At 72.9% G+C, this 22,445-nt stretch carries 24 protein-coding genes, 1 pseudogene and 1 riboswitch; of the genes and pseudogenes, 12 read left to right on the top strand and 13 right to left on the bottom strand.

Annotation, left to right across the window (positions count from 1 at the left end):
• Nucleotides 1–49: 49 nt before the first annotated feature.
• A complete protein-coding gene (locus tag H293_RS0118720) occupies nucleotides 50–478 on the bottom strand; it encodes a hypothetical protein (protein ID WP_020119395.1) in 429 nt (142 codons plus the stop codon).
• Between the two features lie 113 nt (nucleotides 479–591).
• Here H293_RS0118720 and H293_RS0118715 point away from each other — a divergent pair, with 113 nt between their 5' ends.
• On the top strand, nucleotides 592–1,737 hold the full coding sequence (locus tag H293_RS0118715; RefSeq protein ID WP_020119394.1) for a PP2C family protein-serine/threonine phosphatase: 1,146 nt from the start codon (nucleotides 592–594) through the stop codon (nucleotides 1,735–1,737).
• Between the two features lie 70 nt (nucleotides 1,738–1,807).
• Nucleotides 1,808–3,337, top strand: coding sequence for a hypothetical protein (locus H293_RS0118710; protein WP_020119393.1), 1,530 nt, complete (start codon nucleotides 1,808–1,810; stop codon nucleotides 3,335–3,337).
• Here the strand turns inward: H293_RS0118710 and H293_RS0118705 are convergent.
• Entirely contained in the window at nucleotides 3,334–4,569 is a 1,236-nt protein-coding gene (locus H293_RS0118705) for an amidohydrolase (protein ID WP_020119392.1), read from the bottom strand. The genes H293_RS0118710 and H293_RS0118705 overlap by 4 nt on opposite strands.
• A 363-nt stretch (nucleotides 4,570–4,932) precedes the next feature.
• On the opposite strand from H293_RS0118705, the gene H293_RS0118695 reads away from it, so the two are divergent.
• The gene (locus H293_RS0118695; protein ID WP_020119390.1) at nucleotides 4,933–5,484 is read left to right on the top strand and encodes a tellurite resistance TerB family protein; all 552 of its coding nucleotides are present in this window, start codon (nucleotides 4,933–4,935) and stop codon (nucleotides 5,482–5,484) included.
• A 56-nt stretch (nucleotides 5,485–5,540) separates the two neighbouring features.
• Here H293_RS0118695 and H293_RS59205 read toward each other — a convergent pair whose 3' ends face one another.
• A complete protein-coding gene (locus tag H293_RS59205) occupies nucleotides 5,541–5,714 on the bottom strand; it encodes a hypothetical protein (protein ID WP_020119389.1) in 174 nt (57 codons plus the stop codon).
• A 123-nt stretch (nucleotides 5,715–5,837) separates the two neighbouring features.
• Between H293_RS59205 and H293_RS0118685 the strand changes: the two genes are divergently transcribed.
• Entirely contained in the window at nucleotides 5,838–7,184 is a 1,347-nt protein-coding gene (locus H293_RS0118685; protein WP_020119388.1) for a helix-turn-helix domain-containing protein, read from the top strand.
• A 449-nt stretch (nucleotides 7,185–7,633) separates the two neighbouring features.
• Nucleotides 7,634–8,665 carry a GAF and ANTAR domain-containing protein gene (locus H293_RS0118680; protein ID WP_310591887.1) on the top strand — a complete coding sequence of 344 codons (1,032 nt, stop codon included), beginning with the start codon at nucleotides 7,634–7,636 and terminating at the stop codon, nucleotides 8,663–8,665.
• Nucleotides 8,666–8,669: 4 nt separating this feature from the next.
• Here H293_RS0118680 and H293_RS0118675 read toward each other — a convergent pair whose 3' ends face one another.
• Nucleotides 8,670–9,455 carry a hypothetical protein gene (locus H293_RS0118675; RefSeq protein ID WP_020119386.1) on the bottom strand — a complete coding sequence of 262 codons (786 nt, stop codon included), beginning with the start codon at nucleotides 9,453–9,455 and terminating at the stop codon, nucleotides 8,670–8,672.
• A 99-nt stretch (nucleotides 9,456–9,554) separates the two neighbouring features.
• Nucleotides 9,555–10,109: a TetR/AcrR family transcriptional regulator gene (locus H293_RS0118670; protein ID WP_020119385.1), complete on the bottom strand. Its 555-nt coding sequence runs from the start codon at nucleotides 10,107–10,109 to the stop codon at nucleotides 9,555–9,557.
• 122 nt (nucleotides 10,110–10,231) lie between these two features.
• Here H293_RS0118670 and H293_RS0118665 point away from each other — a divergent pair, with 122 nt between their 5' ends.
• Complete coding sequence (locus H293_RS0118665) at nucleotides 10,232–11,131, top strand: DMT family transporter (RefSeq protein ID WP_033415499.1); 900 nt, start codon at nucleotides 10,232–10,234, stop codon at nucleotides 11,129–11,131.
• Nucleotides 11,132–11,313: 182 nt separating this feature from the next.
• The gene (locus H293_RS49705; RefSeq protein ID WP_020119383.1) at nucleotides 11,314–11,508 is read left to right on the top strand and encodes a hypothetical protein; all 195 of its coding nucleotides are present in this window, start codon (nucleotides 11,314–11,316) and stop codon (nucleotides 11,506–11,508) included.
• Between the two features lie 13 nt (nucleotides 11,509–11,521).
• Here the strand turns inward: H293_RS49705 and H293_RS0118655 are convergent, their stop codons facing one another.
• Nucleotides 11,522–11,869 (bottom strand): ArsR/SmtB family transcription factor, encoded by a 348-nt coding sequence (locus H293_RS0118655; RefSeq protein WP_020119382.1) that lies wholly within the window; start codon nucleotides 11,867–11,869, stop codon nucleotides 11,522–11,524.
• 81 nt (nucleotides 11,870–11,950) lie between these two features.
• A riboswitch (cobalamin riboswitch) is annotated at nucleotides 11,951–12,156 on the top strand.
• Nucleotides 12,157–12,185: 29 nt separating this feature from the next.
• On the opposite strand from H293_RS0118655, the gene nicT reads away from it, so the two are divergent.
• Nucleotides 12,186–13,286 carry a Nickel transporter NicT gene (nicT, locus tag H293_RS0118650; protein ID WP_020119381.1) on the top strand — a complete coding sequence of 367 codons (1,101 nt, stop codon included), beginning with the start codon at nucleotides 12,186–12,188 and terminating at the stop codon, nucleotides 13,284–13,286.
• Nucleotides 13,287–13,302: 16 nt separating this feature from the next.
• Here nicT and H293_RS0118645 read toward each other — a convergent pair whose 3' ends face one another.
• The gene (locus H293_RS0118645) at nucleotides 13,303–14,265 is read right to left on the bottom strand and encodes a nucleoside hydrolase (RefSeq protein WP_020119380.1); all 963 of its coding nucleotides are present in this window, start codon (nucleotides 14,263–14,265) and stop codon (nucleotides 13,303–13,305) included.
• Nucleotides 14,266–14,303: 38 nt separating this feature from the next.
• Entirely contained in the window at nucleotides 14,304–15,527 is a 1,224-nt protein-coding gene (thrS, locus tag H293_RS0118640) for a threonine--tRNA ligase (protein WP_020119379.1), read from the bottom strand.
• A 204-nt stretch (nucleotides 15,528–15,731) separates the two neighbouring features.
• Here thrS and H293_RS54930 point away from each other — a divergent pair.
• From H293_RS54930 to H293_RS0118620, 3 genes and pseudogenes are all read left to right on the top strand, one after another.
• A pseudogene (locus H293_RS54930) lies at nucleotides 15,732–15,958 on the top strand (fasciclin domain-containing protein); the annotation flags it as partial.
• A gap of 131 nt (nucleotides 15,959–16,089) precedes the next feature.
• Nucleotides 16,090–16,281: a hypothetical protein gene (locus H293_RS0118625; protein WP_020119378.1), complete on the top strand. Its 192-nt coding sequence runs from the start codon at nucleotides 16,090–16,092 to the stop codon at nucleotides 16,279–16,281.
• Nucleotides 16,271–17,179: a YihY/virulence factor BrkB family protein gene (locus tag H293_RS0118620; protein ID WP_020119377.1), complete on the top strand. Its 909-nt coding sequence runs from the start codon at nucleotides 16,271–16,273 to the stop codon at nucleotides 17,177–17,179. The genes H293_RS0118625 and H293_RS0118620 overlap by 11 nt, the downstream gene beginning before the upstream one ends.
• A gap of 353 nt (nucleotides 17,180–17,532) precedes the next feature.
• Here H293_RS0118620 and H293_RS0118615 read toward each other — a convergent pair whose 3' ends face one another.
• Genes H293_RS0118615 through H293_RS0118590 form a run of 5 tightly spaced genes read right to left on the bottom strand, consistent with a single transcriptional unit; the run spans nucleotide 17,533 to nucleotide 21,531 of the window.
• On the bottom strand, nucleotides 17,533–17,757 hold the full coding sequence (locus H293_RS0118615; RefSeq protein ID WP_028807976.1) for a hypothetical protein: 225 nt from the start codon (nucleotides 17,755–17,757) through the stop codon (nucleotides 17,533–17,535).
• A gap of 44 nt (nucleotides 17,758–17,801) precedes the next feature.
• A complete protein-coding gene (locus tag H293_RS0118610; protein ID WP_020119375.1) occupies nucleotides 17,802–18,035 on the bottom strand; it encodes a hypothetical protein in 234 nt (77 codons plus the stop codon).
• Between the two features lie 60 nt (nucleotides 18,036–18,095).
• Nucleotides 18,096–18,617 (bottom strand): YncE family protein, encoded by a 522-nt coding sequence (locus H293_RS0118605; RefSeq protein ID WP_020119374.1) that lies wholly within the window; start codon nucleotides 18,615–18,617, stop codon nucleotides 18,096–18,098.
• Complete coding sequence (locus tag H293_RS0118600; protein WP_020119373.1) at nucleotides 18,614–21,097, bottom strand: caspase family protein; 2,484 nt, start codon at nucleotides 21,095–21,097, stop codon at nucleotides 18,614–18,616. Before H293_RS0118600 ends, H293_RS0118605 begins: the two co-directional genes overlap by 4 nt.
• Nucleotides 21,094–21,531: an effector-associated constant component EACC1 gene (locus tag H293_RS0118590; protein WP_199790172.1), complete on the bottom strand. Its 438-nt coding sequence runs from the start codon at nucleotides 21,529–21,531 to the stop codon at nucleotides 21,094–21,096. Before H293_RS0118590 ends, H293_RS0118600 begins: the two co-directional genes overlap by 4 nt.
• Before the next feature lie 315 nt (nucleotides 21,532–21,846).
• On the opposite strand from H293_RS0118590, the gene H293_RS0118585 reads away from it, so the two are divergent.
• On the top strand, nucleotides 21,847–22,422 hold the full coding sequence (locus H293_RS0118585; protein WP_020119371.1) for a dihydrofolate reductase family protein: 576 nt from the start codon (nucleotides 21,847–21,849) through the stop codon (nucleotides 22,420–22,422).
• Nucleotides 22,423–22,445 lie beyond the last annotated feature (23 nt).

Below are 22,445 nucleotides of genomic sequence, written 5' to 3'. Positions count from 1 at the left end.
GAAGCCGTGGACCCCGGTCATGTCACCGGCCGGGGTCCACGCGCGTCCGCTAGCGGATCCGGTTCCCCTCGCCGTCCTCGTGCGTGTAGTAGCGGTAGAAGAACACCAGGAAGACGCCCGCCGCGACCGCGAGGCCCAGGGCCGTCGAGCGCAGCACGCTCTCGCCCGTCTGGCTGTACAGGAACCCGACGGCCGCCCCGGCGAAGCCGGACTTCACGGCCGAGTGGAGTTCCCGCTTCAGCAGCGGGGCGAACGTCGCGACGGCGATGCACAGCACGATGAACGCGATCGCCGTGACACAGCCGAACAGCACGTTCCAGCCGGTGACCGGCCCGCCGTCACGGCGGTTCGCGGCCGCCCAGTAGCCGTAGACAAGGCCGAGCACGACCGGGATGCCGTACCTGGCGGCCGTATGCACCTTGGCGCTGAAGACATCGGGTGTCCGGGCGAACCCGCCCGCGGGTGCCGCATGAGCCATGAGGGCACTCCTCTCTCTCCACCCCGATACGCCCCCGACTACCAGAGCACACCTGCGAAGGGGCGCTGGCAAGTCGGATGGCGGCGGCAAGCGCCCCGTGTTTCGCTGACTCCATGAGCGGTGTCGGCCGGGCGCAGGTGCTCCGCGTCCGCGGCCGCGGTGTCGCCTGGGTGCCGCCCCTCCTGCTGCTGGTCGCGATCACCGCGATCGACTACAACACGGCCGCCGAGTTCCGGATGATCTCCTGGGTCGTCCTGGTTCCCGGCATCGCGGCCGCGATCTGCGGCGTCCCCGGCACCGCCGCCTTCGCCGCGCTCGCCCTCGTCACCTACGTCGTCGCCGACAGATCCTGGCCGCACCAGTACCGGTCCGGGCTTCCGGACTTCATCCTGGTCGCGGTCGGCGGCATCCTCGCCGTACTGGCCTGCGCGGTACGCCTGCGCGGCGAACGCAGCATGCTGCACATGCGGGACATCGCCGACACCACCCGCCGTACCGTGCTGCGCCCGCTCCCGCCGGTGTGGGGCGGCCTGGAGCACGCGGAGGTGTATCTCGCCGCCGACAGCCAGGCCCGCGTCGGCGGTGACTTCTACGACATCCAGCCCGGCCCGCACGGCACCCGCGTGCTCGTGGGGGACGTCCAGGGCAAGGGGCTCGGCGCGGTCGAGGAGGCGGCCGCGCTGCTCGGCACGTTCCGTGAGGCGGCGTACCACGAACCGGGGCTCGCGACGGTCGCCGAGCGGCTGGAGATCCGGGTGCGCCGGCACGGCGGCCATGTCACCGCGCTCGGCCGCGACGACGGCGACCGCTTCGCCACCGCCGTCCTGCTCGGCTTCCCCGAGGCCGACACCGGCGTGGTGGAGGCCATGGTCTTCGGCCACGAACCGCCGCTGGTGGTCGGCGCGTCGGGGGTACGGCCGCTGCTCGCCGCCGGCGGCCTCCCGCTGGGCCTTGCCGCCCTGTCCGCCGACGGGCCGCCGCCCGTCCACCGCGTGCCGCTCGGCCCGGGCGAGACCGTCCTGCTGACCAGCGACGGCGTCACCGAGGCCCGCGACCCCGCCGGGGAGTTCTACGGCCTCGCCGACGAGGTGGCCCGCGCCCTCGCCGCCGACCCGCGCTCCGTCGAACCCCGCCGCCTGGTGGCCCTCGTCCGCGACGGCACCCTCGGGCACTGCGGCGGACGACTGCTCGACGACACCACCGTCTTCGCGGTGCGCAGAGCCGACGAGCGGGCAGGAAAGGGACGTCTGCCGTCCTGAGAACCTCCCCTTCGCAGCCGCAGCGGATACCGTGCTGCCGTAAGTGATCGAGGGGGATGGGGAGGGACCGATGCCCGGAACCGTGCTGCTGCTCGCCGCCTCACCGGTGGGCAAGAGCCGTCTGGTGGACGCGGCGTCCGTGCTTCCCGTCCTCGCGGCCGTGCCGCCGGCCGTGCTCTCCGGCACCGACACCGCCAACGTCGTCGAGCTCGCCGACCCCCTGGAACCGCAGGCCGTCCTGACCCGGCTGCGCGCCGTGGCGGCCACGCCGGGCCCGCTCACCGTGTTCGTCACCGGCCAGCTCGCCCTGGACCGCCGCCAGCACCTGCCCCACCTCGCGCTGGCCCGCACCACACCGGCCACCGTGCGCTACACCGCGCTGCCCTGGCAGTGGATCCGTGAGGAGTTCCGGCTGCGCTCCCCGGGCTCGACGACCCTCTTGGTCGACCTGCACGCCGACGCCGACACCTGGGGCTGGCTGCGGACGCACACCCTCGACTCCGGCCGCAACAACGCGGTGTTCGGACGGATCGCGCCCCCGCCGTCCCGGCGTACGGTGGCCGTTCCGGCGTACATGAAGACGATCGCGACGATCCTGCGCAGCGGGTGGCGTCCGCCCGTCGAGCAGTTGCACCAGCAGGCGTTCACCAGACTGGGCCCCGAGGCGTACGGGGACCTGGTGTTGACGGTGCCGCCGGTGCCGGTGCCGGTGCCGGTGGCCGTGCCCGGGGGGCCTTCGTACCGGCCCGAGGGGCCGCGTGCCCAGGCGCCGGGCGGGTCGGTGGGCGCGGCCGCCGCTCCGGCTCAGCCGCAGGGACCCCTCCGTCCTGAGGCGTACGGGGACGTGGTGCTGACCGTGCCGACGATGCCGGTGGCCGTGCCCGGAGGGTCTTCGTACCGGCCCGAGGGGCCGGGTGCTCAGGTGCCGGGTGGGTCGGTGGGCGCGGATCGGGCCCCGCAGGCGGCCGCCGCTCCTGCTCAGTCGCAGGGACCCCTCCGTCCTGAGGCGTACGGGGACGTGGTGCTGACCGTGCCGACGGTGCCGGTGGCCGTGCCCGGGGGCCTTGCCCCCAGGCCCCCGTACCGGCCTGAAGGGCCCCGTCCGCAGGTGCCGGCCGGGCCGGTGGCCACGGGCCGGGTCCCGCACCCGGCGACCGTCGGTACTCCCCCGCCCCAGGACCCCCACGTCCAGGTCACCGCCGCCGTCCAGGCCGGCCGCCACCAGGAGGCCGACGCGCTCGCCCTGGCGCACGAGCAGGCCGCCACCCGGGCCCACGGTCCCGCCTCCGAGCAGGCCCTGCACTGGTCCGAGGTCCGGGCGGACCTCGCGATGTTCGCCAGGGACTCGGCGCGCAGCTGCCGGATCTGGCTGACGGTGGCCGAGACCCGGCTGGCCGCCGGACAGGCCCCGGACTCGCCGGGCGTGGAGAAGGCCGTGGACCGCGCCCACCACCAGTGGGGGCAGGTCCGCGACAAGACCCAGGCCCAGGAACTCGGCGCCCTGCTCGCGCAGTTGCGCGCCCGCGTTCCCGGCCGTCGCCCGGGCGCCCTGGAGAACGTGGAAAAGCAGCTGCGGGAGCTGCAGGCGACACCGTTCTAGACGAGACAGGCCAGCGCCCCCGACACCAGCGTCCGCACGCCCGGCGCCACCGTCGACAGGTCCGGGGCGAAGTGCGGGCTGTGGTTGCTGGGGACGGCGTCGAACTTCTCCATCAGGTCGGCGCCCGGCGCCGCGTCCCAGGTGGCGGCCGGAGTGCAGGTCACGAACCAGTAGGAGTACGGGAGTTCACCGAGCGCGAGCTTCGAGAAGTCCTCGCTGCCCATCGCCGGGCCGGAGTCGAAGACGGTGTCGGTGCCGAACACCTCGCGGTGCACGGCGGCGATCCGGTCGTCGGTCTCCGGGTCGTTGACCGTGACCGGGAACAAGCCGGCAACGGTCACCTCGGGCTCGCGCGGGCAGCCCGCAGCATGGCACTCGCCCTCCGCGATACGGCGGATCGCGGCGAGCATCTGCTCCCGGACCGCCTCGGACTGGGTGCGCAGGTTGAGGGAGATGCGGGCGGTGTCGGGGATGATGTTCGCGGCCGTGCCCGCCTCGATCCGGCCGACGGTCAGCACGGCCGACTCGCGCGGCCTGATCTCCCGGCTGACGATCGTCTGGAGCCGCGTGACGATGTAGGCGGCCGTGACGACCGGGTCGACCGTCGTCTCGGGGCGCGAGCCGTGGCCGCCCCGGCCGTGCACCACGATCTCCACGTCCGTCGTCGCCGACATGATCAGGCCCGGCACGTGCGCGTACAGGCCCGCCAGGCCCGGCACCGCGTGCTGGCCGAGCAGGACGTCCGGGCGCGGGACACGGTCGTAGAGCCCGTCGGCGACCATCGCGGCCGCCCCGCCGCCGGCCTCCTCGGCGGGCTGGCCCACCAGGAGCAGCGTCCCGGACCAGGCGTCCCGCCCGTCCGCGAGCGCCTTCGCCGCCCCCGCCAGCCAGGTCACGTGCAGGTCGTGCCCGCAGGCGTGCATCACCCCGGGCGTCGTCGAGGCGTACGGCAGCCCGGTCCGCTCCCCGACGGGCAGCGCGTCCATGTCGGCGCGCAGCAGGACGGTCGGCCCGTCGCCGTTGCGCAGGAGGCCCACGACACCGGTGCGTCCGATGCCCTCGGCGGTCTCGAACCCGGCCGCCTCCAGCCGCTCGACGAGCCGGCCCGCCGTGCGGTGCTCCTGGAAGGACAGCTCGGGGTGGCGGTGCAGGTCCCGGTAGAAGTCCTCCAGGTCGGGGACCGGGAGTGAGGCGGTGAGGTCCAGCGCGGTACGGGCGGCGGAAGACGTCATGCGGGCAGCGTAGGCGCCGGGGGCGTCGCCCGCAGGGGGTCGTGTCCAGGGGGCGCGGGCCGTGAGAGGAAGGGGCCGCGGACGCCAGGGGGAGTGGGCGTCGGCGGGGGCGGCACGCGGGCCGGGGACACCGGCGGCCTCCGGCTCTGGGTCGTCCCGGCCCTGCCGCCGCTCGGCGGCCCGCCGACCACCCCGGGCGAGCGCGCGCCCGCGTGAGGCGGCGGACTGCCCCGGGCGCGGTGGCGGACGTACATCCCCGGCCCGCGGTTCCGGGGGATCTGCCGACGGCACTTGGTGGAACCTTTACCCGGACCCGTCCGTTGACCGGGTGAGATCACTCAGACGAGTACCGAGGTGACGTCAATGGCACTGTTCGACCGGCTCAAGGACCAGGCCAAGAACCTGCAGCAGCAGGCGCAGGGCGGGCGCGGCACGACGACCGGTGGGCACGGACAGGGCGGTTCGCGCGGCGGTTCGCGGTCCCAGCTCGTCGGCGTGCTGAAGACCCAGCTCGGCTCCCTCAAGACCGAGTTGAAGAGCGGCGCCTACCGGGACGCCAGCATGGCGATGTGCGCCCTGGTCGCGGCCGCGGACGGCCAGGTGGACGCGGCCGAGACGCAGCAGATGGAGTCGTTGATCCTCGGCAACGAGGTGTTGCAGAACTTCCCGCCGGAGCAGCTGCGCCAGCGCTTCCACAAGCATGTGGAGCAGCTGACCCGCAACTTCCCGCAGGGCAAGGCCGAGGCGCTCCAGGAGATCGCCAAGGCCGCCAAGAAGCCCACCGAGGCGCGCGCCGTGATCCAGACCGGCATCGTCATCGCCGGTGCCGACGGCCACTTCTCCCAGGCGGAGCAGGCGGTGCTGAGAGAGGCCTGCGGGGCCCTCGGTCTCGCGCCCGCGGAGTTCCAGCTCTGAGGGCCGCTCCCCGGACGAAGCTCCTCGGCCGCCGGTCCGGTGCCTGAGCCGGGCGCTCAGTCCGCGGTGGGCCCGGCCGGGTGCCGGGCCTGCGCGGCCTGTTCGGCGGGGCGCGGCTCGGACGCCTTCGCGGGGCCCGCGTTCGCCGCCAGGACCAGCGTGGCCACGGCCACGACCGCGGCGGCGAATCCCCTGGCGTAGCGTGCGGTGGTGCTGGTGCGTTCGAGCACGGCGACCTCGCAGCGGTGGCGGTGAGTACCCAGGACGGTGGCGGAGTATTAAGCCGGGTTAATGCACGGTTTAACCTAGGGGCTGCGCGAGCCGAACGGCAAGAGGGGCTTGGGGAGTTGGCCATGTCGGAGCGGGACGACCCGGGCATCATCGGGCGACGGGTGCAGCAGCTGCGGGTCGAACGCGGGCTGACCCAGAAACAGCTGGCCGAACCGGCCTACACACCGGCCTACATCTCCACCCTGGAGTCCGGGCGGGTGCGGCCCTCCGACGACGCGCTCCGGCACCTCGCCGACCGCCTCGGCGTCGGCTTCGAGGAACTGGCCACCGGCCGCCCCGCCCGGCTCGTCACCGATCTGCGGCTGCGCCTCACCGAGGCCCAGCGCACCCTCGCCACCGGGGAGGCCGAGGAGTCCGCCGCGCAGTACGCGCGGCTGCTCACCGAGGCCGACGGGCTGCACCTCGCCGAGGTGCGGGCCGCCGCCCTGCTCGGGCTCGGGGAGTGCGCGGTGGAGACGGGCGAACTCGGCGCCGCACGCGAGTACTTCGAGCGCGCGGAGAAGGCGCTCGGCGAGGACGTACCGCTGCCCGCCCGCGTTCCCGCCCTGCGCGGACGCGCCCTCGCCCACTACCTCACCGGTGAACTGCGCTACTCCGTCTACCTGTTGGAATCCACCATCGACGAGCTCAACCGCGGTGGCCTCCACGACCCGGACGCCCTGCTCCTCCTCTACGCGAGCGTCATCGGCCCCTACATGGACATGGGCGCCCACGCGCGCGCCGCCCAGGCCGCCGAACTCGCCCTCGCGCTCGCCCCGCAGTCCGGCGACCCCGCCCTCGTCGCCCGCATGCACCGCTCCGTCGCCCGCACCCTGCTCGCCGAGGGCCGCCTCGCCGAGGCCGACGCCTCCCTCGCCAAGGCCGCCGAACTGTACCGGCAGCTCCAGCTCCGCACCGAACTCGCCAACTGCCACTGGATGCGCGGATACGTCTACGCCCAGAACGGCGAACTGGAGCGCGCCGAGGCCGAGTTGCGGCAGGCCCTCGCCATGCTCTCCGCCAAGCGGGCCGCCCTCTACTCCAGCCAGGCCGCCGTCGAACTCGCCGACGTGCTGCACCGGCGCGGCAAGTCCGACGAGGCCGCGGCCCTTCTCCACGACGTGCTCAGCGACCTCAGCTCCGAGCGCGGCGCCCTGCACTCCGCCGCCGCCCACCGCCTCCTCGGGATCATCGCCGAGGACGCCCGGGACACCGAGGCCGCCGAGGAGCACTACGTCCGCGCCCTGAGCCTCCTGGAGCGGGCCGGCGCCGCCGGTGACCTGGCCGACCTGTGCCGGCTGCTGGGTGATCTGCTCCGCCGTACGGGACGGGTCGAGGCGGCTCTGGACGCGTACCGGACGGGCCTCGGACACCGTACGGCCCCCGGCACCACCACGCTCGGCCCCGCACCCGCACAACCCCCGCTGTGACGGTTCCGGGCCGCCCCGGTGGGGCCGCGCGCCTCGTCGCGCGGTCCTCCTGGAAGGTCCCCGGTCCGCTCGGGACGGCGGGAGGCGCCCCGGTCGGCGTCGCGGAACAGGGACGAAGAGCACGGCAGGGCTGAGGCCGGCGGGGAGAGAGGGACGGGCTGGGGCGCACGGGCGGCTCCGGCGCGGTGCGCCGCTGTGCGGCCGCTCCCCGACCGTCACGGAAGACCGCGATGAATGAGTGTGTGGTCTGTGAAGGGCACATGAGGGGGTCGGGCCGGCGGCCGAGGGGTGGGCGCGAGCCCCGGTCCTGGGCGTTTCGCCCAGGGGACGAGGGGTAGCCGGGCGGTGCCCCTGGGCGGGAACGCCACGAGCGGCGCCCCCCGCTTCCGGTGAGTCTGCTCGGGGGCCGGTGATGGACAGCTCCGCGTCGACCGAAGGAGGCGGTGACCGTGCGGCCCAGGGACGCGTACGGCGAGGAGCCCGGTCCGTTCTCCGGGGCGTCCGACGAACCCGACGCCGATGCCGACTCGTCCGCCCTCCCACGAAGCGAACACGAACGACACCAAGGACGGGAACGGGGCCGCCGGGGCGGGCGTGAGGGCGGCATCGAGCGTGAACGTGAGACAGGACGTGATCGCGGAGGCGGCCGGGAGTACGGGGTTGGGCGGGAGCGCGAGGTCGGACGCGATCGCACGGCCGGGCGGGAGCTCGGGACCTGCCGGGACCACGAACCCGCCCCCACCCACAACCACCGCACCGACCCCCCGCCGACCCGCGATCATGCGCGGGTCTCCGATGTCATCGCCGCAGGCGTGCGCGGCTCCGGCCCCGCCGAGATTCCGGGCAAGCTGTGTGTGGCCGCCGTCGAGTTGTTGCCGGTGGCCGGGGCGAGTGTGTCGTTGCGGAGCGACGGGATGCCCGTGCAGCTCAGTGCCAGCAGTGACCGGGCCGCTCAACTGTCGGACATCCAGGCCACGTTGGGGGACGGCCCCTGTACGGTCGCCGCGGCGACCGGTGCCGCCGTGTTCGCCACCGACCTGACGTCCGGCCGGGACGCGGGCCGCTGGCCGGTGTTCGCCGAGGAGGCCGGCGCCGCCGGGATACGGGCGGTGTACTCGATGCCGCTCGGCAACGACACCGTGTGCGTGGGCACCCTCGACCTCTATCGCGAGGCCCCCGGCGCATTCACCCGGCATGAGCTGCGCGTCGCGGAGCTCGTGGCCAGTGTCATGACGGTGGCCCTGATGGCCCTGCCCCGGGGCGAGGAGAACGGCCCCGACGGCGACGACCCCTGGCTCAGCGGGCTGGCCTCCGCGCACGACGAGGTGTACCAGGCCGTCGGCATGATCATGGTGCAGCTCGGCGTCGACTCGGACGAGGCGCTGGCCCGGCTGCGCGCACAGGCCTTCGCACACGGCCGTACCGCGCCGGAGGTCGCGCACGACGTGGTCTGGCACCGCAAGCGGTTCGACGGGGACTGACCGCTCACACCTGCACCCGCCCCTGCCTGCGCACCTCCGTCAGCCGCTCGGCGCCCAGCTGTACGGCCGTCTGCGTGGCGTCCGTCTGCACGTCGCCGAAGCCGCCGTTCGTCACACTGATCGCGTCCTGCCCCACGCGCAGCGCCGCGACCTCCAGCGTGAGCGTCGTCGGCGCGCCGTCCGGCGACTGCCCGGTCAGCAGCACCCGCAGCCCCTGCCGGGCGTCCCCCGCCTCCGGCAACGGCATCTCGGCGACCCGCACCCCCAGGACGGCCCCGGTTGCCGTGGTGGCCGCGAACTGCCCGCACGTGCGCGGAAGGCTCTTGAGCCAGGCCAGGGCCCTGTCGATCTCCGCGGGCGGACGCGCGAGCACCTGGTACCGCATCTGCGCCTCGTTCCACACGTCGTCCATCCCGACGACCGCACGGGCCTGGGCGTCGGTCCCGAACACCTCGTCCGCGTACAGCGCGTCGAGCAGCCGCTGACACTCCCGCCGGTCGGCCTTCGCCTTCAGTACCCCGTCGTGCCAGGTGGCCACCCCCTGGGTCGGCGTCCAGGGCTCACCCAGGTCCGTCGCGGTGACGAGCGCGGCCCGTGCCATGGCCTCGGTGAGGACCGAGGACGCGGCGGGAGACGCCTTCGGAGACCGGGGCGGCGCGCTGCTGGGCGGCGTGATCGGCGCCTTGGGAGCGGTGGGCGGCGTGGAGAGCGCGGAACAGGCCGTGGCGGCGAGGAGCCCGGAGAGGGCGAGGGCGCAGGCGGCGGCGCGGGCGACGCGGGGCGGGGTCATGCTTCAAGTGATCACCGGGTTCACCGAGGTCACCAGCGGTCCGGGCCGTACGGGTTACGGGTGTGCCGGGCCGCGGGTCGCAGGTGTGCCGTGCCGCGACTACGACCCGTGCCCGCCCACCGCCTCCACGCCCTCCACGAGCACCACGGCCTCCTCGCAGGCGACCCCGATCGGGTCGGCGAAGACGCGCAGTCCGTGGGCGACCAGCGCGCCCTCGTGCAGGAGCATGAGCGTGCGGGCCTGTGCGGGGGCCAGGTCGGTGAAGAGCCGGAGCATCCACCGCTTCTGGCCGGTGATGACGGCGTACGCCGGGTGGGAGGGATCGCTGATCTCGGCGTGCGCGTTGACCATGCCGCACCCCTTGGGGCTGTGCTCGTCCATCCACTCCCGGGAGGCCGCGAAGACCGCGCGGACCCGGTCGACGGCCCCGGGCCCCGCCGTCTCCAGCCGTTCCCCGACATACGCGCGCCAGCGCTCGTCCCGGTCGGCGAGGTACTCCACGACGATCTGCTCCTTGGAGCCGAACCGGTCATAGAGCGTTTTCTTCGTCACCCCGGCCTCGGCGGCGATCAGGTCCACGCCGACCGCGTGGATGCCGCGCTCGTAGAACAGCCGGGACGCCGCCGCGAGGGCGCGCCGCGCGGCCGGGGTCATGTCGATCCGCCGTACCTGAGGTGTGCCGTCTCCGTCTCCCACTCTCCCGACTATACCGATCTGTATAGTGGGCGGCCAGGGACGGAATATACAGATCGGTATAGTCACGGGTGGTGACCCTCATGAACGTCCTGCTCTCCGCGGCCTTCGTCGTGTGCTGGAGCTCCGGATTCGTCGGCGCCAAGCTGGGCACGCAGGACGCCGGCGCGACGACGCTCCTGATGTGGCGGTTCCTGCCGCTGGCGGCCGTCCTCGCCGCGTTCGCCGCCTGCCGGGGCCGGACCCCATGGCGCGCCCTGGCGCCCCGCGACCTCGCCCGCCAGGCCCTGATCGGACTGCTCTCCCAGAGCGGCTACCTGCTCACCGTCTACCACGCCATCCAACTCGGCGTCTCCAGCGGTACCACGGCCCTGATCGACGGCACCCAGCCCCTGGTCGCGGGAGCGCTCGCAGGCCCGCTGCTGCGCCAGTACGTCCCGGCCCGGCAGTGGCTCGGCCTGTGCCTGGGCCTCGGCGGGGTCGCCCTGGTCACCACGGCCGACGCGGCGTCGACCGCGGGGGTGTCCTGGTGGACCTACCTCGTCCCGTTCGCTGGGATGCTCTCCCTGGTCGCGGCCACCTTCCTCGACCGGCGTTCGCGCACCCCGGTGGCCCCGGCCGTGTCGATGACCGTCCACTGCGCCACCAGCGCCGTCGTCTTCACGACCGCCGCCCTCGCGACCGGCACCGCGACCCCGCCCGCCACCGGATCCTTCTGGCTGGCGACGATCTGGCTCGTGGCCCTGTCCACCTTCGGCGGCTACGGCCTGTACTGGCTCGTCCTCCAACGCTCCGGAGTCACCGAGGTCAACACCCTCATGTTCCTCATGGCCCCGGTCACCGCCGTCTGGGGCGCGTTGATGTTCGGCGAACCCTTCACCACCCAGACCGCGTTGGGTTTGGCGGTCGCTCTGACGGCGGTGGCGGTGGTGCGGGGGGCGAGCTCCCGCACAGGGAAGGCCGAGGCCACCCAGCCGCGCTGACGGCCCCGGGGACGCCACCGGTCGGCGGGACCGCTGCGTCCCGTGCCGCCCTGGGTGATCGTCCGTGCTGGGATCTGCACCGGACGGCGCTATCGTCGCCCGGCGATCAACCGCCGTAGAGGCTGCGCAACTCCTCCTTCATACGGTCCCTGGACAGCCGCCGAAGCAGATCCACCAGCGGCATGTCCCTGCCGGACTCGTGGGCGGCGGCACTCGACCGCTACCCCTACGAACCCGCCCACGAGCCCTGCCGAGCTCTCGTATTCCACGACGAGGCGTGGCACTGGGCGATGAGTCGGATCCACGGGGAGCGCTACCCCGTCGAGCATCCCGAACTGACCGATCCGTCACCCGAGTACCGAACCGCCCTGCCCTGACCGGCTCAGCCCCTCAGGACACCTGCTCCAACAACCCCCGCACCGCCTCGTCCACCACCCGGTAGCGCACCACCCGCCCCTCCTTCTCCCCCGCGACCACCGCCGCCGCCCGCAGCAGCCGTAGTGCCTGCGACACGGCGGGGTCGTTCATGCCGGTGGCGATCGCGAGGTCGGAGACCGCCAGGGGGCCGGCGCGATGCAGGGCCAGGAGCAGGGAGAGGCGGTTCGGGTCGGCGAGGAGGGCGAAGCGGTCGGACCAGGTGCGGACGTGTCCCGGGTCGCCGATCGCGGCGATGGCGTCGCACACCCGGTGCCCGTCGATGGTGCGGCGGTCGGCTCGGTCGGCCGGGACGAGGTGCATGGAGCACATCCTCGCAGGCGGCCTTGTGTGATCTTCCATACCTGCGCAGGTGTGCAGCTATGCAGGAGCCCCCGCCCCCGCCTACGGTGGGCGGGCCGTGGTGCTCGGGAAACCGGTGACGACCCCTCAAAGGTCCATGCCGGTGCGGCCCTCGCCACTGTGATCGGGGAGTTTCCCTCCCACGTCCCTCGCGGGACAGCCACTGGCCGTCGTCATCAGGCCGGGAAGGCGGGCAGGGAAACGCACGACCCGTAAGCCAGGAGACCGGCCACGGCAGCTCACGCGTTCATCCACGAGGTGCTGGAGTGACCACCGTATGACCGACCCTGCCCTGCCCGACGCCGCCCAGCACTCCGCCTCGTTCCGCTGGCGGCGCGAGGACACCGTCAAGACGGCCGGCCTGATGGCCGCGATAGCCGCCCTGCACGTCCTCGCCTTCGGCATCCTGTTCCTGCTCGTCGTCCCGGGGCACTACGAGGTCGGCGACAAGGCCTTCGGCATCGGCCTCGGCGTCACCGCCTACACCCTCGGCATGCGGCACGCCTTCGACGCGGACCACATCGCCGCGATCGACAACACCACCCGCAAGCTGATGGCCGACGGCAAGCGGCCGGTGTCGGTGGGGTTCTGGTTCGCGCTCGGGCACTCCAGCGTGGTGGTCGTGCTCGCCGCGCTCATCGCGGGCGGTACCCAGCTCGCCGGCAAGGTCATGAACGAGGGGTCCGGCACCCACCAGGTCCTGGGCTTTCTCGGTACGACGATCTCCGGGACCTTCCTCTATCTCATCGCCGCCCTCAACCTGGTCGCCCTGGTCGGCATCCTGAAGGTCTTCCGGTCGATGCGGGCGGGGTCGTACGACGAGAAGGAGCTGGAACAGCACCTGGATTCCCGCGGCTTCATGAACCGGATCCTCGGGCGGCTCACCAAGTCCATCACCCGGCCGGGGCAGATGTTTCCGCTGGGCTTCCTCTTCGGGCTCGGCTTCGACACGGCGACCGAGGTGACGTTGATGGTGATGGCCGGGTCCGGCGCGGCCGCCGGTCTCCCCTGGTACGCGATCCTCTGCCTCCCCCTCCTCTTCGCCGCCGGCATGAGCCTGTTCGACACCCTCGACGGCACGTTCATGAACTTCGCCTACCAGTGGGCCTTCTCCAACCCCGTCCGCAAGGTCTTCTACAACCTCGCCATCACCGGGCTGTCCATCGCGGTCGCCTTCTTCATCGGCACGATCGAGCTCGTCGGTGTCCTGCACGACAAGCTCGACCTCACCGACACCCTCACCACCTGGATCGCCGACATCGACCTCGACAACGTCGGCTACGTCATCGTCGGCCTGTTCGTGGTGGTGTGGGCGGCGGCGATCGCCTACTGGCGGCTCGCGAAGGTGGAGCAGCGGTGGGGCGTCAGCAGTTCCTGAGGGGACCGGACCGGCGCTAGACCCCCTCCACCGCCGTCAGCCACAGCTTCACGTACCGCTCCACGTCGACGCCCAACCCCACGTCCACGAGGGTCACTTCACGCTCGCCCTCGTGGATCTCGGACTCGCCGGGCCGGCGGCGGCGGTCGACGACGGTCTGGCCGCGGGTCGGGCCCGGGGCCAGGCTCACCTCCACCGGCAGCAGCTCGGTGGTCAGTCCGTCCGGGTCGACGACCGCGCAGACCGCGCCCGCGTCGCCGAGGCCGCCCGTGGGGGTGGGGTCGCCGGAGGTGGCGGGGTCGCGGTGGGCGAGGAGTTCGCCGGCCATGCGCAGGCTGGGCTCCGAACTGTCCCGCAGCCGTTGGACGTCGGCGGCAGGGACGACGACCCGCTCGAACACGTCCAGGCCGTACATCGTGATCGGCACCCCTGCCGTGAGCAGGACGGCGGCCGCCTCCGGGTCGTGCCAGACGTTGAACTCCGCGACCGGCGTGGCGTTCCCGGTCGCCACCGCGCCGCCCATGAAGACGATCCGCTCGATGTTCCGCACCACTTCGGGATGCGTACGAAGGAGCAGCGCGATGTTGGTGAGCGGCGCGGTCGGGATCAGCGTGACCGGTCGGGGCGAGGCCAGGATCTCCCGTCTGAGCAGGGTCACCGCGTCCACGTCCACCGCCACCCGGGTCGGCGCGGGCAGCCCCAGGTCGCCCATGCCGTCGAGGCCGTGCACGTGCTGCGCGGTGCGCACGGGCTCGATCAGCGGCCGCGCGGCACCCCGGGCGACCGGGATGTCCCCGGCCCCGGCCTGCTCCAGGACGGTCAGCGTGTTGCGGACGACGCCGTCGACGTCGGTGTTCCCGGCGACACAGGTGACCGCGCGCAGGTCGATGCCCGGATGCCGTACGGCGAACAACAGGGCCAGGGCGTCGTCGACACCGGTGTCGCAGTCGATGATCACCGGGATGGGCTGACCGGTCACGGCGGGGATCCTTTCGTCACTGGCGTACGGGACCGACCTTACGCAGCCGCCCAGAGTTCGGCCCCGCGATCACCGTCCCGGGCGCCGATCCGGTCCAGCAGCTCGTCGACCGGCACGGCTCCTGGCCTGCGGCCGTCCCGCAGTCGTACGGCCGCACTGTCGGCGTCGGCCTCCCGCTCGCCGATCACCGCCTGGTAGGGCACGAGGCGTGCGGCGCGGACGCGGGCGCCGAGGGTGCCGTGGCCGGGGCCGGAGAATTCGGCCCGGATGCCGCGCGCCTCGGCCCGCCGTACGACGTCGAGGGCCCGCTCCTCCTGCGCGTTGCCCACCGGCAGGACCACGAGCTGCACGGGAGCGAGCCACACCGGGAAGGCGCCGCCGTGGGTCTCGACGAGATGCGCGACCGCCCGTTCCACGCTGCCGATGATGCTGCGATGGACCATCACCGGGCGGTGTTTGTCGCCGTCGGGGCCGATGTAGTGGAGGTCGAAGCGTTCGGGCTGGTGGAAGTCGATCTGGACGGTGGAGAGGGTGGACTCCCGGCCGGCGGGGTCGGTGATCTGCACGTCGATCTTGGGACCGTAGAAGGCGGCCTCGCCCTCGACTGACTCGTACTCGACGCCGTCCAGGACCTCTTCGAGGAGGGCGTTGGCGCGGCGCCAGAGCGCGGGGTCCGCGATGTACTTGCCGGAGTCTCCCGGGAGGGACAGACGGTACCTGGACGCCCGGATGCCGAGGTCGTCGTAGGCGCGCCGGATGAGGGCGAGGGCGTCGCGGGCTTCCGCCACGGCCTGTTCCGGGGTGCAGAAGATGTGGGCGTCGTTGAGCTGGATGGCGCGGACGCGGGTGAGGCCGCCGAGGACGCCGGAGAGTTCGGAGCGGTACATGCCGCCCAACTCGGCGATACGGAGCGGGAGTTCGCGGTAGCTGTGGGAACGGGACCGGTAGATGAGGGCGTGATGCGGGCACAGGCTGGGCCGCAGCACGACCTCCTCGCCGCCGAGCCGCATCGGCGGGAACATGTCGTCGCCGTAGTGCGACCAGTGCCCGGAGATCTCGTACAGCTCCCGCTTCCCGAGCACGGGCGAGTACACGTGCCGGTACCCGGCGGCCCGCTCGGCCGCCCTGACGTACTCCTCCAGGACATGCCGTACGACGGCCCCGTCGGGCAGCCAGTACGGCAGCCCCGCGCCCATCAGCGGATCGGTGTCGAACAGATCGAGTTCACGGCCGAGTCGGCGGTGGTCGTGCACGGGGTTCATGCGGTTCTCCCTCGCGGTGGGGGGCGAGGAACCGGCGGGAACGACGAAGCCCCGGGGCACTCGCCCCGGGGCTTCGGACTGCGTCAGCGGTCAGCGCGCCGGGACCTGCTCCGGCGTCGTCGTGATCGACGGGATGGCTCGGGCGCTCTGCATGGGATGAGCGTAGGGGAGGGGTGGAGGTCGGGGCGAAGGATTTTGGTGCTCTTCGACGGCATGGCCCTGGACCCGGTGGACAGGGCCGCGTCCAACAACCCGGCCCTGTCCCCGCTGGTGGCGGCGGTGAAGAAGGCCGGGCTGGTCGACAGCCTCGACAACGCCCAGGACATCACCGTGTTCGCGCCGACACCCTGGAGAAGTCGAAGGTGACCACCTCCGGCTCCGGCGAGTCGTACGCCGTCAACGACTCCGCCAAGGTGGTCTGCGGCAACGTACCCGAGGACACCACTCCCCGTGGCGTCCTCGGGCCCGTCGCGGAACCGGCCCCGGACATCGAGCCCGCCTGCGGCGCCGTGGAGCGGGCATCCGTACGGGAACACCGTCGTACCGCAGGAGGTGGAGCGTGATGTCGCGCCCCCGTGGCACCGTCAACCGGGCCGCCCTCGGCGTCGTGGGGCTCCTGCGCCTCCTCACGGGCTCGTGGCTCGCCGCGTACTGGTTCCTCACCGCGGAGGCCGAACAGACGGTGGCGCCCCACGAGGTATGCGCCCGGGTCCGCCTGAGCGCCGCGTCGGACCGCATGCCGTATGTCCGCTGAGCCCTGCGTCGACGACGCCCGCCGGCCCCGCCGTCTGCCGCGGCCGCCCGCCGCCTGGTGGCCCGCGCTGCGGCGCACGCCGGTGTCGTTGTGGAACGACGACCTCTCGGACGACGCGGCGGCGCTGACGTACTACGCGATCCTCGCGGTGCTGCCCGCGATGCTGGCCACCGTCCTGGCGTTCGGCATGATCAGCCCGGACACGGCGGAGGAGTTCGTCCGGCACGTCACCGCGTACGCCCCCGCCCAGTCCGGTACCGACCTGCACGCCGTCCTGGCCCGCGCGCTGGGCGGCGGCCGCACCGCCTGGCCCCTGCTGGCGGCCGGTGCGGCCAGCGCCCTGTGGTCGGCGTCCAGTTACCTCGCCGTCTTCCGCCGCTCCCTGCACCGTATGCACCGGGTGGAGGACCGGCGGTCGCCCTGGCGCAAGGCGCCCCGTTTGGTGCTCACCGCGCTGGCGCTGCTCGGGCTGTTGCTGGTCGGCTCGCTCACCCTGCTGCTGACCGGCCCGCTCGCACAGGCCGCCGGCCGGGCCGTGGGAGTGGACTCCACCGCCGCCTGGGCGTGGAGCCTGCTGCGCTGGCCCGTGCTGCTGTGCCTGGTGGCGCTCCTGGTCGTGGTCGTCTTCCGTACCGGCCCTGCGCCGGCGCGGCGGCGCGGACACAGCCTGCCCGGCGGGGCGCTGGCCGCGGGCCTGTGGCTGGCGGTCTCCGCGGCCTTCTCCGCGTACGCCTCGACACTCGGTGCCTATAGCCGGCTCTACGGCTCGCTCGCCGGCGTCGTCGTCTTCCTCGTCTGGCTGTGGCTGTCGAACCTGGCACTGCTGACGGGAGCGCAGTTCGCGGCGGAGCTCGCGGGGGCCCGCGGTCGGAGCACGGGGAAGTCCCCGGCGCCGTAGCACTCCCGAGGCGACGACGGCCGCGGCCGTGCGGTGCCGGAGCAGCATCGGATGGTCGCCCGGGAGGCCACCGCGTGCACCAGTCCGCCGTACGACGAGGTCGGCTCGTGGGTGTCTCCGCGTGATCCGGAGCAGGTCGGGCGGTGGATCGGCCGGGTCTCGGGACGCCGCCCGGCGACCCACGCGGGACCGGGGAGATGCCTTTCCCGCCCGTGCCCGTCGCCGTCCCGGAGGAGGAGCCGGGTCACGCAGCCCGCCTACCGGGCGAGGGGCGCGCGCATGCACGGGCGCCTTTCGGCCTTCTCCGCGGCAGAGCCGGCCCCTGGGCGTGACGCCGTGTCGCTCTACGTACGTCAGCCGTTCGTCTCCGGCCCCCACCGCTCCGGCCCACCCCCCTTCCACTCGATCCACGGCGACTGCGCCACCTCCGCCGCGTCGATCTCCAGCCCCGCCCGGCGGAGGAACTCCGCGACGTCGGTCAGGTTGTGGGCCAGGCCGAGGATCTCGCCGTCCACGCGGACGCGGCGGCCGCCGGTGGGGGACGGGGGGTGCACGATCACGCGGATCGGTCCGGACATGTCCTCAGGATCGTCCGGGACGTACGGTCCCGCACTTCGGTCCGTCATGAGTGCGACCGTTCGCGCACGTCGTCGCCGCGGCGCCCCAGATCACGGAGCTCCCACCACTCCGCCGGGCGGGGGCGCCGTTGCTGCCAGTAGGGGTGGAAGAACAGCTGGGCCGACAGCCGGTGCAGGCGTCGGCGCAGCTCCGTGCGGCCGGGGCGCTCGGCGAGCTGCCGGTAGATGGCGCTCCATTCCTGCTGCGTCCGGGCGAGGTCGGCGGGGAACGATCGCATGACTGGATTCAATCATGTGTTCGATTTTATGGGCCATCCCGCCATGCCCCTGCGGGTCTCTCAGGGGGTTTTCACGGCGAAGTGCGAGAGGGAGTGCGGGGCGGCGGTCCGGAAGTCGGCGATGCCCCGGAACAACGTGAGCCACACCCGGTCGCCGGCGGGAGAGATCGCGATCGACAGAGGTGGCTGCCCCAGGTCGATCGGCTTCGCCAGCGCGCCCATCGTTCTGGTGTCCACGACGGAGACACTGCCGCCGTCGAAGTGGTTGTGGATGACGTAGAGACGCCGGCCGTCATGGCTCACGATCATCCGGTGCTGGAAGGCGGACGGCACGTCGGCCATGCCCCGCACCAGGCCACTCTTCGTGTCCAGGGCCACGACGACCGCGCCTTCGTTGTTCTGTGCGGGATCACCGGTCTCCACGAGCGCGTAGAGGCGTACGTCATCCGCCGGGTCCGCGGTGAGAGCGGCAGGTGTGCCACCGAGTTCGACCGGGGCGCCGATCGCCTTGCCGGTGTGCGGGTCGATCACCGAGACCGACGTGCCCCGCCCCACGTAGAGGCGGCGGCCGTCGCGGCTCACCGTGGCATCGGTCCAGTCCTTGCCCAGGGGGATGCGGCGCCCGGCGACTTCGTCGGTACGGGTGTCGATCGACGCGGACTCGTCCGGATCCTTGCGAACACCCAGGCGCGGTGGTCCGAGGAGACCTCGATCCTGACCGGTGTGCCGCCCAGGTGCAGGGGTGTGCCGACCGGTTCCATCTCCGGCGTGGCGAACACCGTGACGGTGCGGTTCCTGGGTTGTACGAGGTACAGGGAAGGGCTGTCATTGCTCCACGCCACGTCCGACGCCGGCGAGTCGAGTGCGACAGGGCCCTGGATCGTCCGGCCGCTGACCGCGTCGACGACGCTGATCCACCCCGGCCAGTGGTCGCGGTCCTTGACGGCCGCCCAGTACGTCTCCGAGGTGACGTACAGGCTCTTGCCGCCCTTGGCGTACGCGACATCCAACGGGGTCACCGCGGTGCGGTCCGCGGTGCGGGCCTCGAGGAACCCACCGCCGACGGACAGGGTGGGCAGGAGCACGAGGCCCGCCACCAGCGCCCGCCACCGGGGCCGCGGCGGCGGGCCCTCGACGGTTCTGGTCCAGCGCGCCAGGGCGGTGGTGAGGATGACCAGAGCCGTCGGTGCGGCACCGGCCGCCACGACGTTGCGCAGGGGTTCACCGATGCCGAGGAACCACACGTACGTGGACGTCGTCAGCGCGAGCGTGACCGCCGCCCAGCCGAGCAGGAGGGCGTGGGTGAGTCGGCGGGGTGCGACGGCTGCCGCACAGAGCGGGACGACCGCCGCCGTCACGCCGGTGACGAAGAAGGCGTGGTACCAGTCAGCGAGCTGCGGGCTCGGATCGATCTGGCGTAGTCCGGCGATCTGGTGCAGCAGCAGTGCGGGCGTCAGAGCGCCGAGCAGGGCGACTCCGCACACCGCGCCCAGCAGCACCCGGCTCCGGAGGTCCCGTGGCGGACGAAGACCGAAGGTGGTCTCCCGGGCGCGAACGAGTCCGGACGCGGCGACGACCGCGCTCACCAAGAGCGCCGCGTAACCGGTGAGTTCGAGCCGGGCGAAGTCTTCCCGGGACCCTTTGTAGAGGGTGGTCTCCCCGGCGAAGTACACGAGGCCCCATACGGACGCGGCCGTCGCTCCCAGCAGCAGGCCCGGCCCGGCCGGCCCCCGCAGCTTCGGCACGGCCAGGAGGACGGCAGCGACCAGGGCGACCGCGGCCGTGCCGGCGACGTACCACCCGATGCCGTTCCGCACATCCGCGCCGAACGGCGAAGGGGCCGTGGCATCGGCCAGCAGCCCGCGGGTCATCAGCGCCGAGGCGAGTGCCGCCAGCACACCGGCGACGCCCCGCAGACCGAAGGCGTACGCGGCTGTCCTGATCCGTCGCGCTCCGGTGCGGGCACCTGCCAGCAGCGTCTCTCTCAACAGGCTTGGCGCAGAAGGTTGTTCGGGGCCGGGACGCGCGCCTGGGACATGCCTCCGGGGCGCCTGTGGCGTGCTCACCGAAGGCTGCTCGGGGGCCTGCTCGTCGACCTCCCTGGTCTCCGGGGCAGCCGCCGCCTCCCGCCCCAGCAGTTCACCCGCCGCCGACGACACCTTCCGGCTGTCGTCGCCCACCAGCCGTTCGATCTGTTCCTCCACCTTCGCCCGCACGGTCTCGTTGCCGACGCGGCGCAGATGGGCGAGGCCGTCCAGGGCGGACAACCGGTCGTCGGGGACAGGGCTGTCCAGGGCGTTGCGGAGGTGGACGGGGAGGGTCCAGTGGGCGTTGCGGGCGATGACGATACGGCCCTCGACGTCGTCCTGCCGCTTGGGCCGCTGCTGCGGCATCTCGTCGACCACGCGGTCGTGCACGTAGCGGTACAGCTCGTCGAGGGTGATGTCGCCGTCGCCGTCCAGGTCGGCTGCTCCCTCGCGCAGACCGGTGACCAGGTGGCGGGTGAACACCGACTGGACGGCGGAGCCGCTGAGCCGGTCGCCCTCGTAGGAGTACTGCATGGCGTCGGACGCGGTCAGGACCGTGCGGCCCCGGCCCTGGAAGCGTTCGAGTGCGTGCACCCCTGGGTCGGACTTGGCGAGGCGCCCGGCCGGGAACGCTCCGCTGTAGCAGCAGTCCAGGATCAGGACCTGGCGCCGCGAGTCGCTGCCGGCCATGGCCTGGTCGACCTGTTCGGCGGGCAGCGAGGTGAACAGCAGGCTGCCGCGTCGGGTGTTGCGCATCGCCAGATACAGCCGGCCGTCCTCGTCCTTGAGGCCGTGGCCGGTGAAGTACAGCAGGACGAGATCGTCGCTGCGCTTGCCGTCGAAGAGATCACCGACCGCCTCGCCGACCCGGTAGTGCGGTTCGTTGACGAGGAGGGTGACGTCGAAACCGGCGACGGCCGGGTCCCGCAGGACCTCGGCGAGCGCCTCGGCGTCGTGGGCGGGAGCGGTCAGGCGGCTGAGCCCCGGATCGTCGTGTTCGTACGTGGCGACCAGCAGTGCGAGACGGCGGCTCATGACGGGTCGGACCCGCTGTGGCGGCGGATGAACTCCTGGACGAGGGCGGCCCGTTCGGCGTCGGTGGCGTGTTCGAGTTCCAGGTTGTCGTCACCGATGCTGACCACGACGCGGTCGCGTACGCCGCGCCTGCCCAGCCAGTCGCGCAGGGTTTCGATCAGCGCCGTGAGGACCCCGCCGGACGCACTGAGGGCCACGACCATCGCTCCGACGGTAACGGCGTCGCCCTTCGCGCCGGGCGGGGGCGGGCCGGTCGGCGCGGGGCGCACGTGGGTGCCGCGGAGTTCTCCCAGCTCCCGGCGCAGGGCACGGGTCAGCCGTTCCGTCGTCTCCGGGTCGTCACCGTCCTGCGGGAGCAGGCGGAGTCCGACGGCCAACTCGGCAGTCGGCGCCAGGTATTCGCCCGATCCGTTCGTCGGCTCCATCGCGCTCATGAGCACCCCCCGTGGCGTGTTCACAGTGTGACGCTCCCACAGGCGCCGCGACGGCTGTTTACCGAAGACGTCAACCCTGCTTGATACCTGGCCGCCGGTCCGCCGACGACCGCCGACGCACCGAGGTCGTGCCCGGATGACACCCCGCGGGCTCAGACCGTCCATGAGGGACGCACCACGCCCTCGCCGAGCGGGCCCCGCGGTCGTCCCGGTGACGGGCGGACGGCCACTGGACCCCTCTCCCCGGACTCCGCGTGGCGATGAGTTTCGCATCCCTGCGGGGTCTATGGGGCAACGGAACTCAAGGAGGACGACATGACCGCCACCTACACCTTCGACGTCTTCTCCAGCCTCGACGGCTACGGCGCCGCCGGCGGCGACTGGGGCGGCTACTGGGGCAAGCAGGGCCCCGAGCTGCTCGACCACCGCCTCGCCCTGTACGGCGCGGAGCAGCGGATGGTCTTCGGGGCCACCACCTTCCGGGCCTTCGCGCGGATGCTGGCCGAGAGCAGTGAGGGGGACGACGTGCGGGACCCCTGGGTCACCCGGATGAAAAACCTGCCGGCGACGGTGGTGTCGAAGACGCTGGAGGGCCCCCTCGACTGGCCCGACGCGACCCTCGTGAGCGGGGACGCCGTCGAGGTCGTGGCCCGGCTCAAGAAGGAGTCCGAGGTGCCGTTGCGCTCGCACGGCAGTCTGGCGATGAACCGGGCCCTGATGGCCGCCGGCCTGGTCGACCGTGTGCAGGTGACGGTTTTTCCTGTCATCACCGGCCGGACCGGGCTTGACCCGGTCTTCCGGGGCGCGGAGGACTTCGATCTGGAGCTGCTGGAGAGCCGGACGCTCGACGGGAACATCCAGGAGCTCGTCTACCGGCCCACCCCGCACTGAACCGAGAAGGGCCGCCCGCACCG

The sequence above is a fragment of the Streptomyces canus 299MFChir4.1 genome, assembly GCF_000383615.1.
Lineage (GTDB): Bacteria > Actinomycetota > Actinomycetes > Streptomycetales > Streptomycetaceae > Streptomyces > Streptomyces canus_C.
The sequence above is the reverse complement of the archived record's forward strand: the minus strand, read 5'-3'. Positions and strand labels throughout refer to the sequence as shown.

Coding starts and splice junctions, on each gene's coding strand:
- H293_RS0118720 (WP_020119395.1), bottom strand. CDS start 478: ATGGCTCATGCGGCACCCGCGGGCGGGTTCGCCCGGACACCCGATGTC.
- H293_RS0118715 (WP_020119394.1), top strand. CDS start 592: ATGAGCGGTGTCGGCCGGGCGCAGGTGCTCCGCGTCCGCGGCCGCGGT.
- H293_RS0118710 (WP_020119393.1), top strand. CDS start 1,808: ATGCCCGGAACCGTGCTGCTGCTCGCCGCCTCACCGGTGGGCAAGAGC.
- H293_RS0118705 (WP_020119392.1), bottom strand. CDS start 4,569: ATGACGTCTTCCGCCGCCCGTACCGCGCTGGACCTCACCGCCTCACTC.
- H293_RS0118695 (WP_020119390.1), top strand. CDS start 4,933: ATGGCACTGTTCGACCGGCTCAAGGACCAGGCCAAGAACCTGCAGCAG.
- H293_RS0118685 (WP_020119388.1), top strand. CDS start 5,838: ATGTCGGAGCGGGACGACCCGGGCATCATCGGGCGACGGGTGCAGCAG.
- H293_RS0118675 (WP_020119386.1), bottom strand. CDS start 9,455: ATGACCCCGCCCCGCGTCGCCCGCGCCGCCGCCTGCGCCCTCGCCCTC.
- H293_RS0118670 (WP_020119385.1), bottom strand. CDS start 10,109: ATGACCCCGGCCGCGCGGCGCGCCCTCGCGGCGGCGTCCCGGCTGTTC.
- H293_RS0118665 (WP_033415499.1), top strand. CDS start 10,232: ATGAACGTCCTGCTCTCCGCGGCCTTCGTCGTGTGCTGGAGCTCCGGA.
- H293_RS49705 (WP_020119383.1), top strand. CDS start 11,314: ATGTCCCTGCCGGACTCGTGGGCGGCGGCACTCGACCGCTACCCCTAC.
- H293_RS0118655 (WP_020119382.1), bottom strand. CDS start 11,869: ATGCACCTCGTCCCGGCCGACCGAGCCGACCGCCGCACCATCGACGGG.
- nicT (WP_020119381.1), top strand. CDS start 12,186: ATGACCGACCCTGCCCTGCCCGACGCCGCCCAGCACTCCGCCTCGTTC.
- thrS (WP_020119379.1), bottom strand. CDS start 15,527: ATGAACCCCGTGCACGACCACCGCCGACTCGGCCGTGAACTCGATCTG.
- H293_RS0118625 (WP_020119378.1), top strand. CDS start 16,090: ATGTCGCGCCCCCGTGGCACCGTCAACCGGGCCGCCCTCGGCGTCGTG.
- H293_RS0118620 (WP_020119377.1), top strand. CDS start 16,271: ATGTCCGCTGAGCCCTGCGTCGACGACGCCCGCCGGCCCCGCCGTCTG.
- H293_RS0118615 (WP_028807976.1), bottom strand. CDS start 17,757: ATGTCCGGACCGATCCGCGTGATCGTGCACCCCCCGTCCCCCACCGGC.
- H293_RS0118610 (WP_020119375.1), bottom strand. CDS start 18,035: ATGCGATCGTTCCCCGCCGACCTCGCCCGGACGCAGCAGGAATGGAGC.
- H293_RS0118600 (WP_020119373.1), bottom strand. CDS start 21,097: ATGAGCCGCCGTCTCGCACTGCTGGTCGCCACGTACGAACACGACGAT.
- H293_RS0118590 (WP_199790172.1), bottom strand. CDS start 21,531: ATGAGCGCGATGGAGCCGACGAACGGATCGGGCGAATACCTGGCGCCG.
- H293_RS0118585 (WP_020119371.1), top strand. CDS start 21,847: ATGACCGCCACCTACACCTTCGACGTCTTCTCCAGCCTCGACGGCTAC.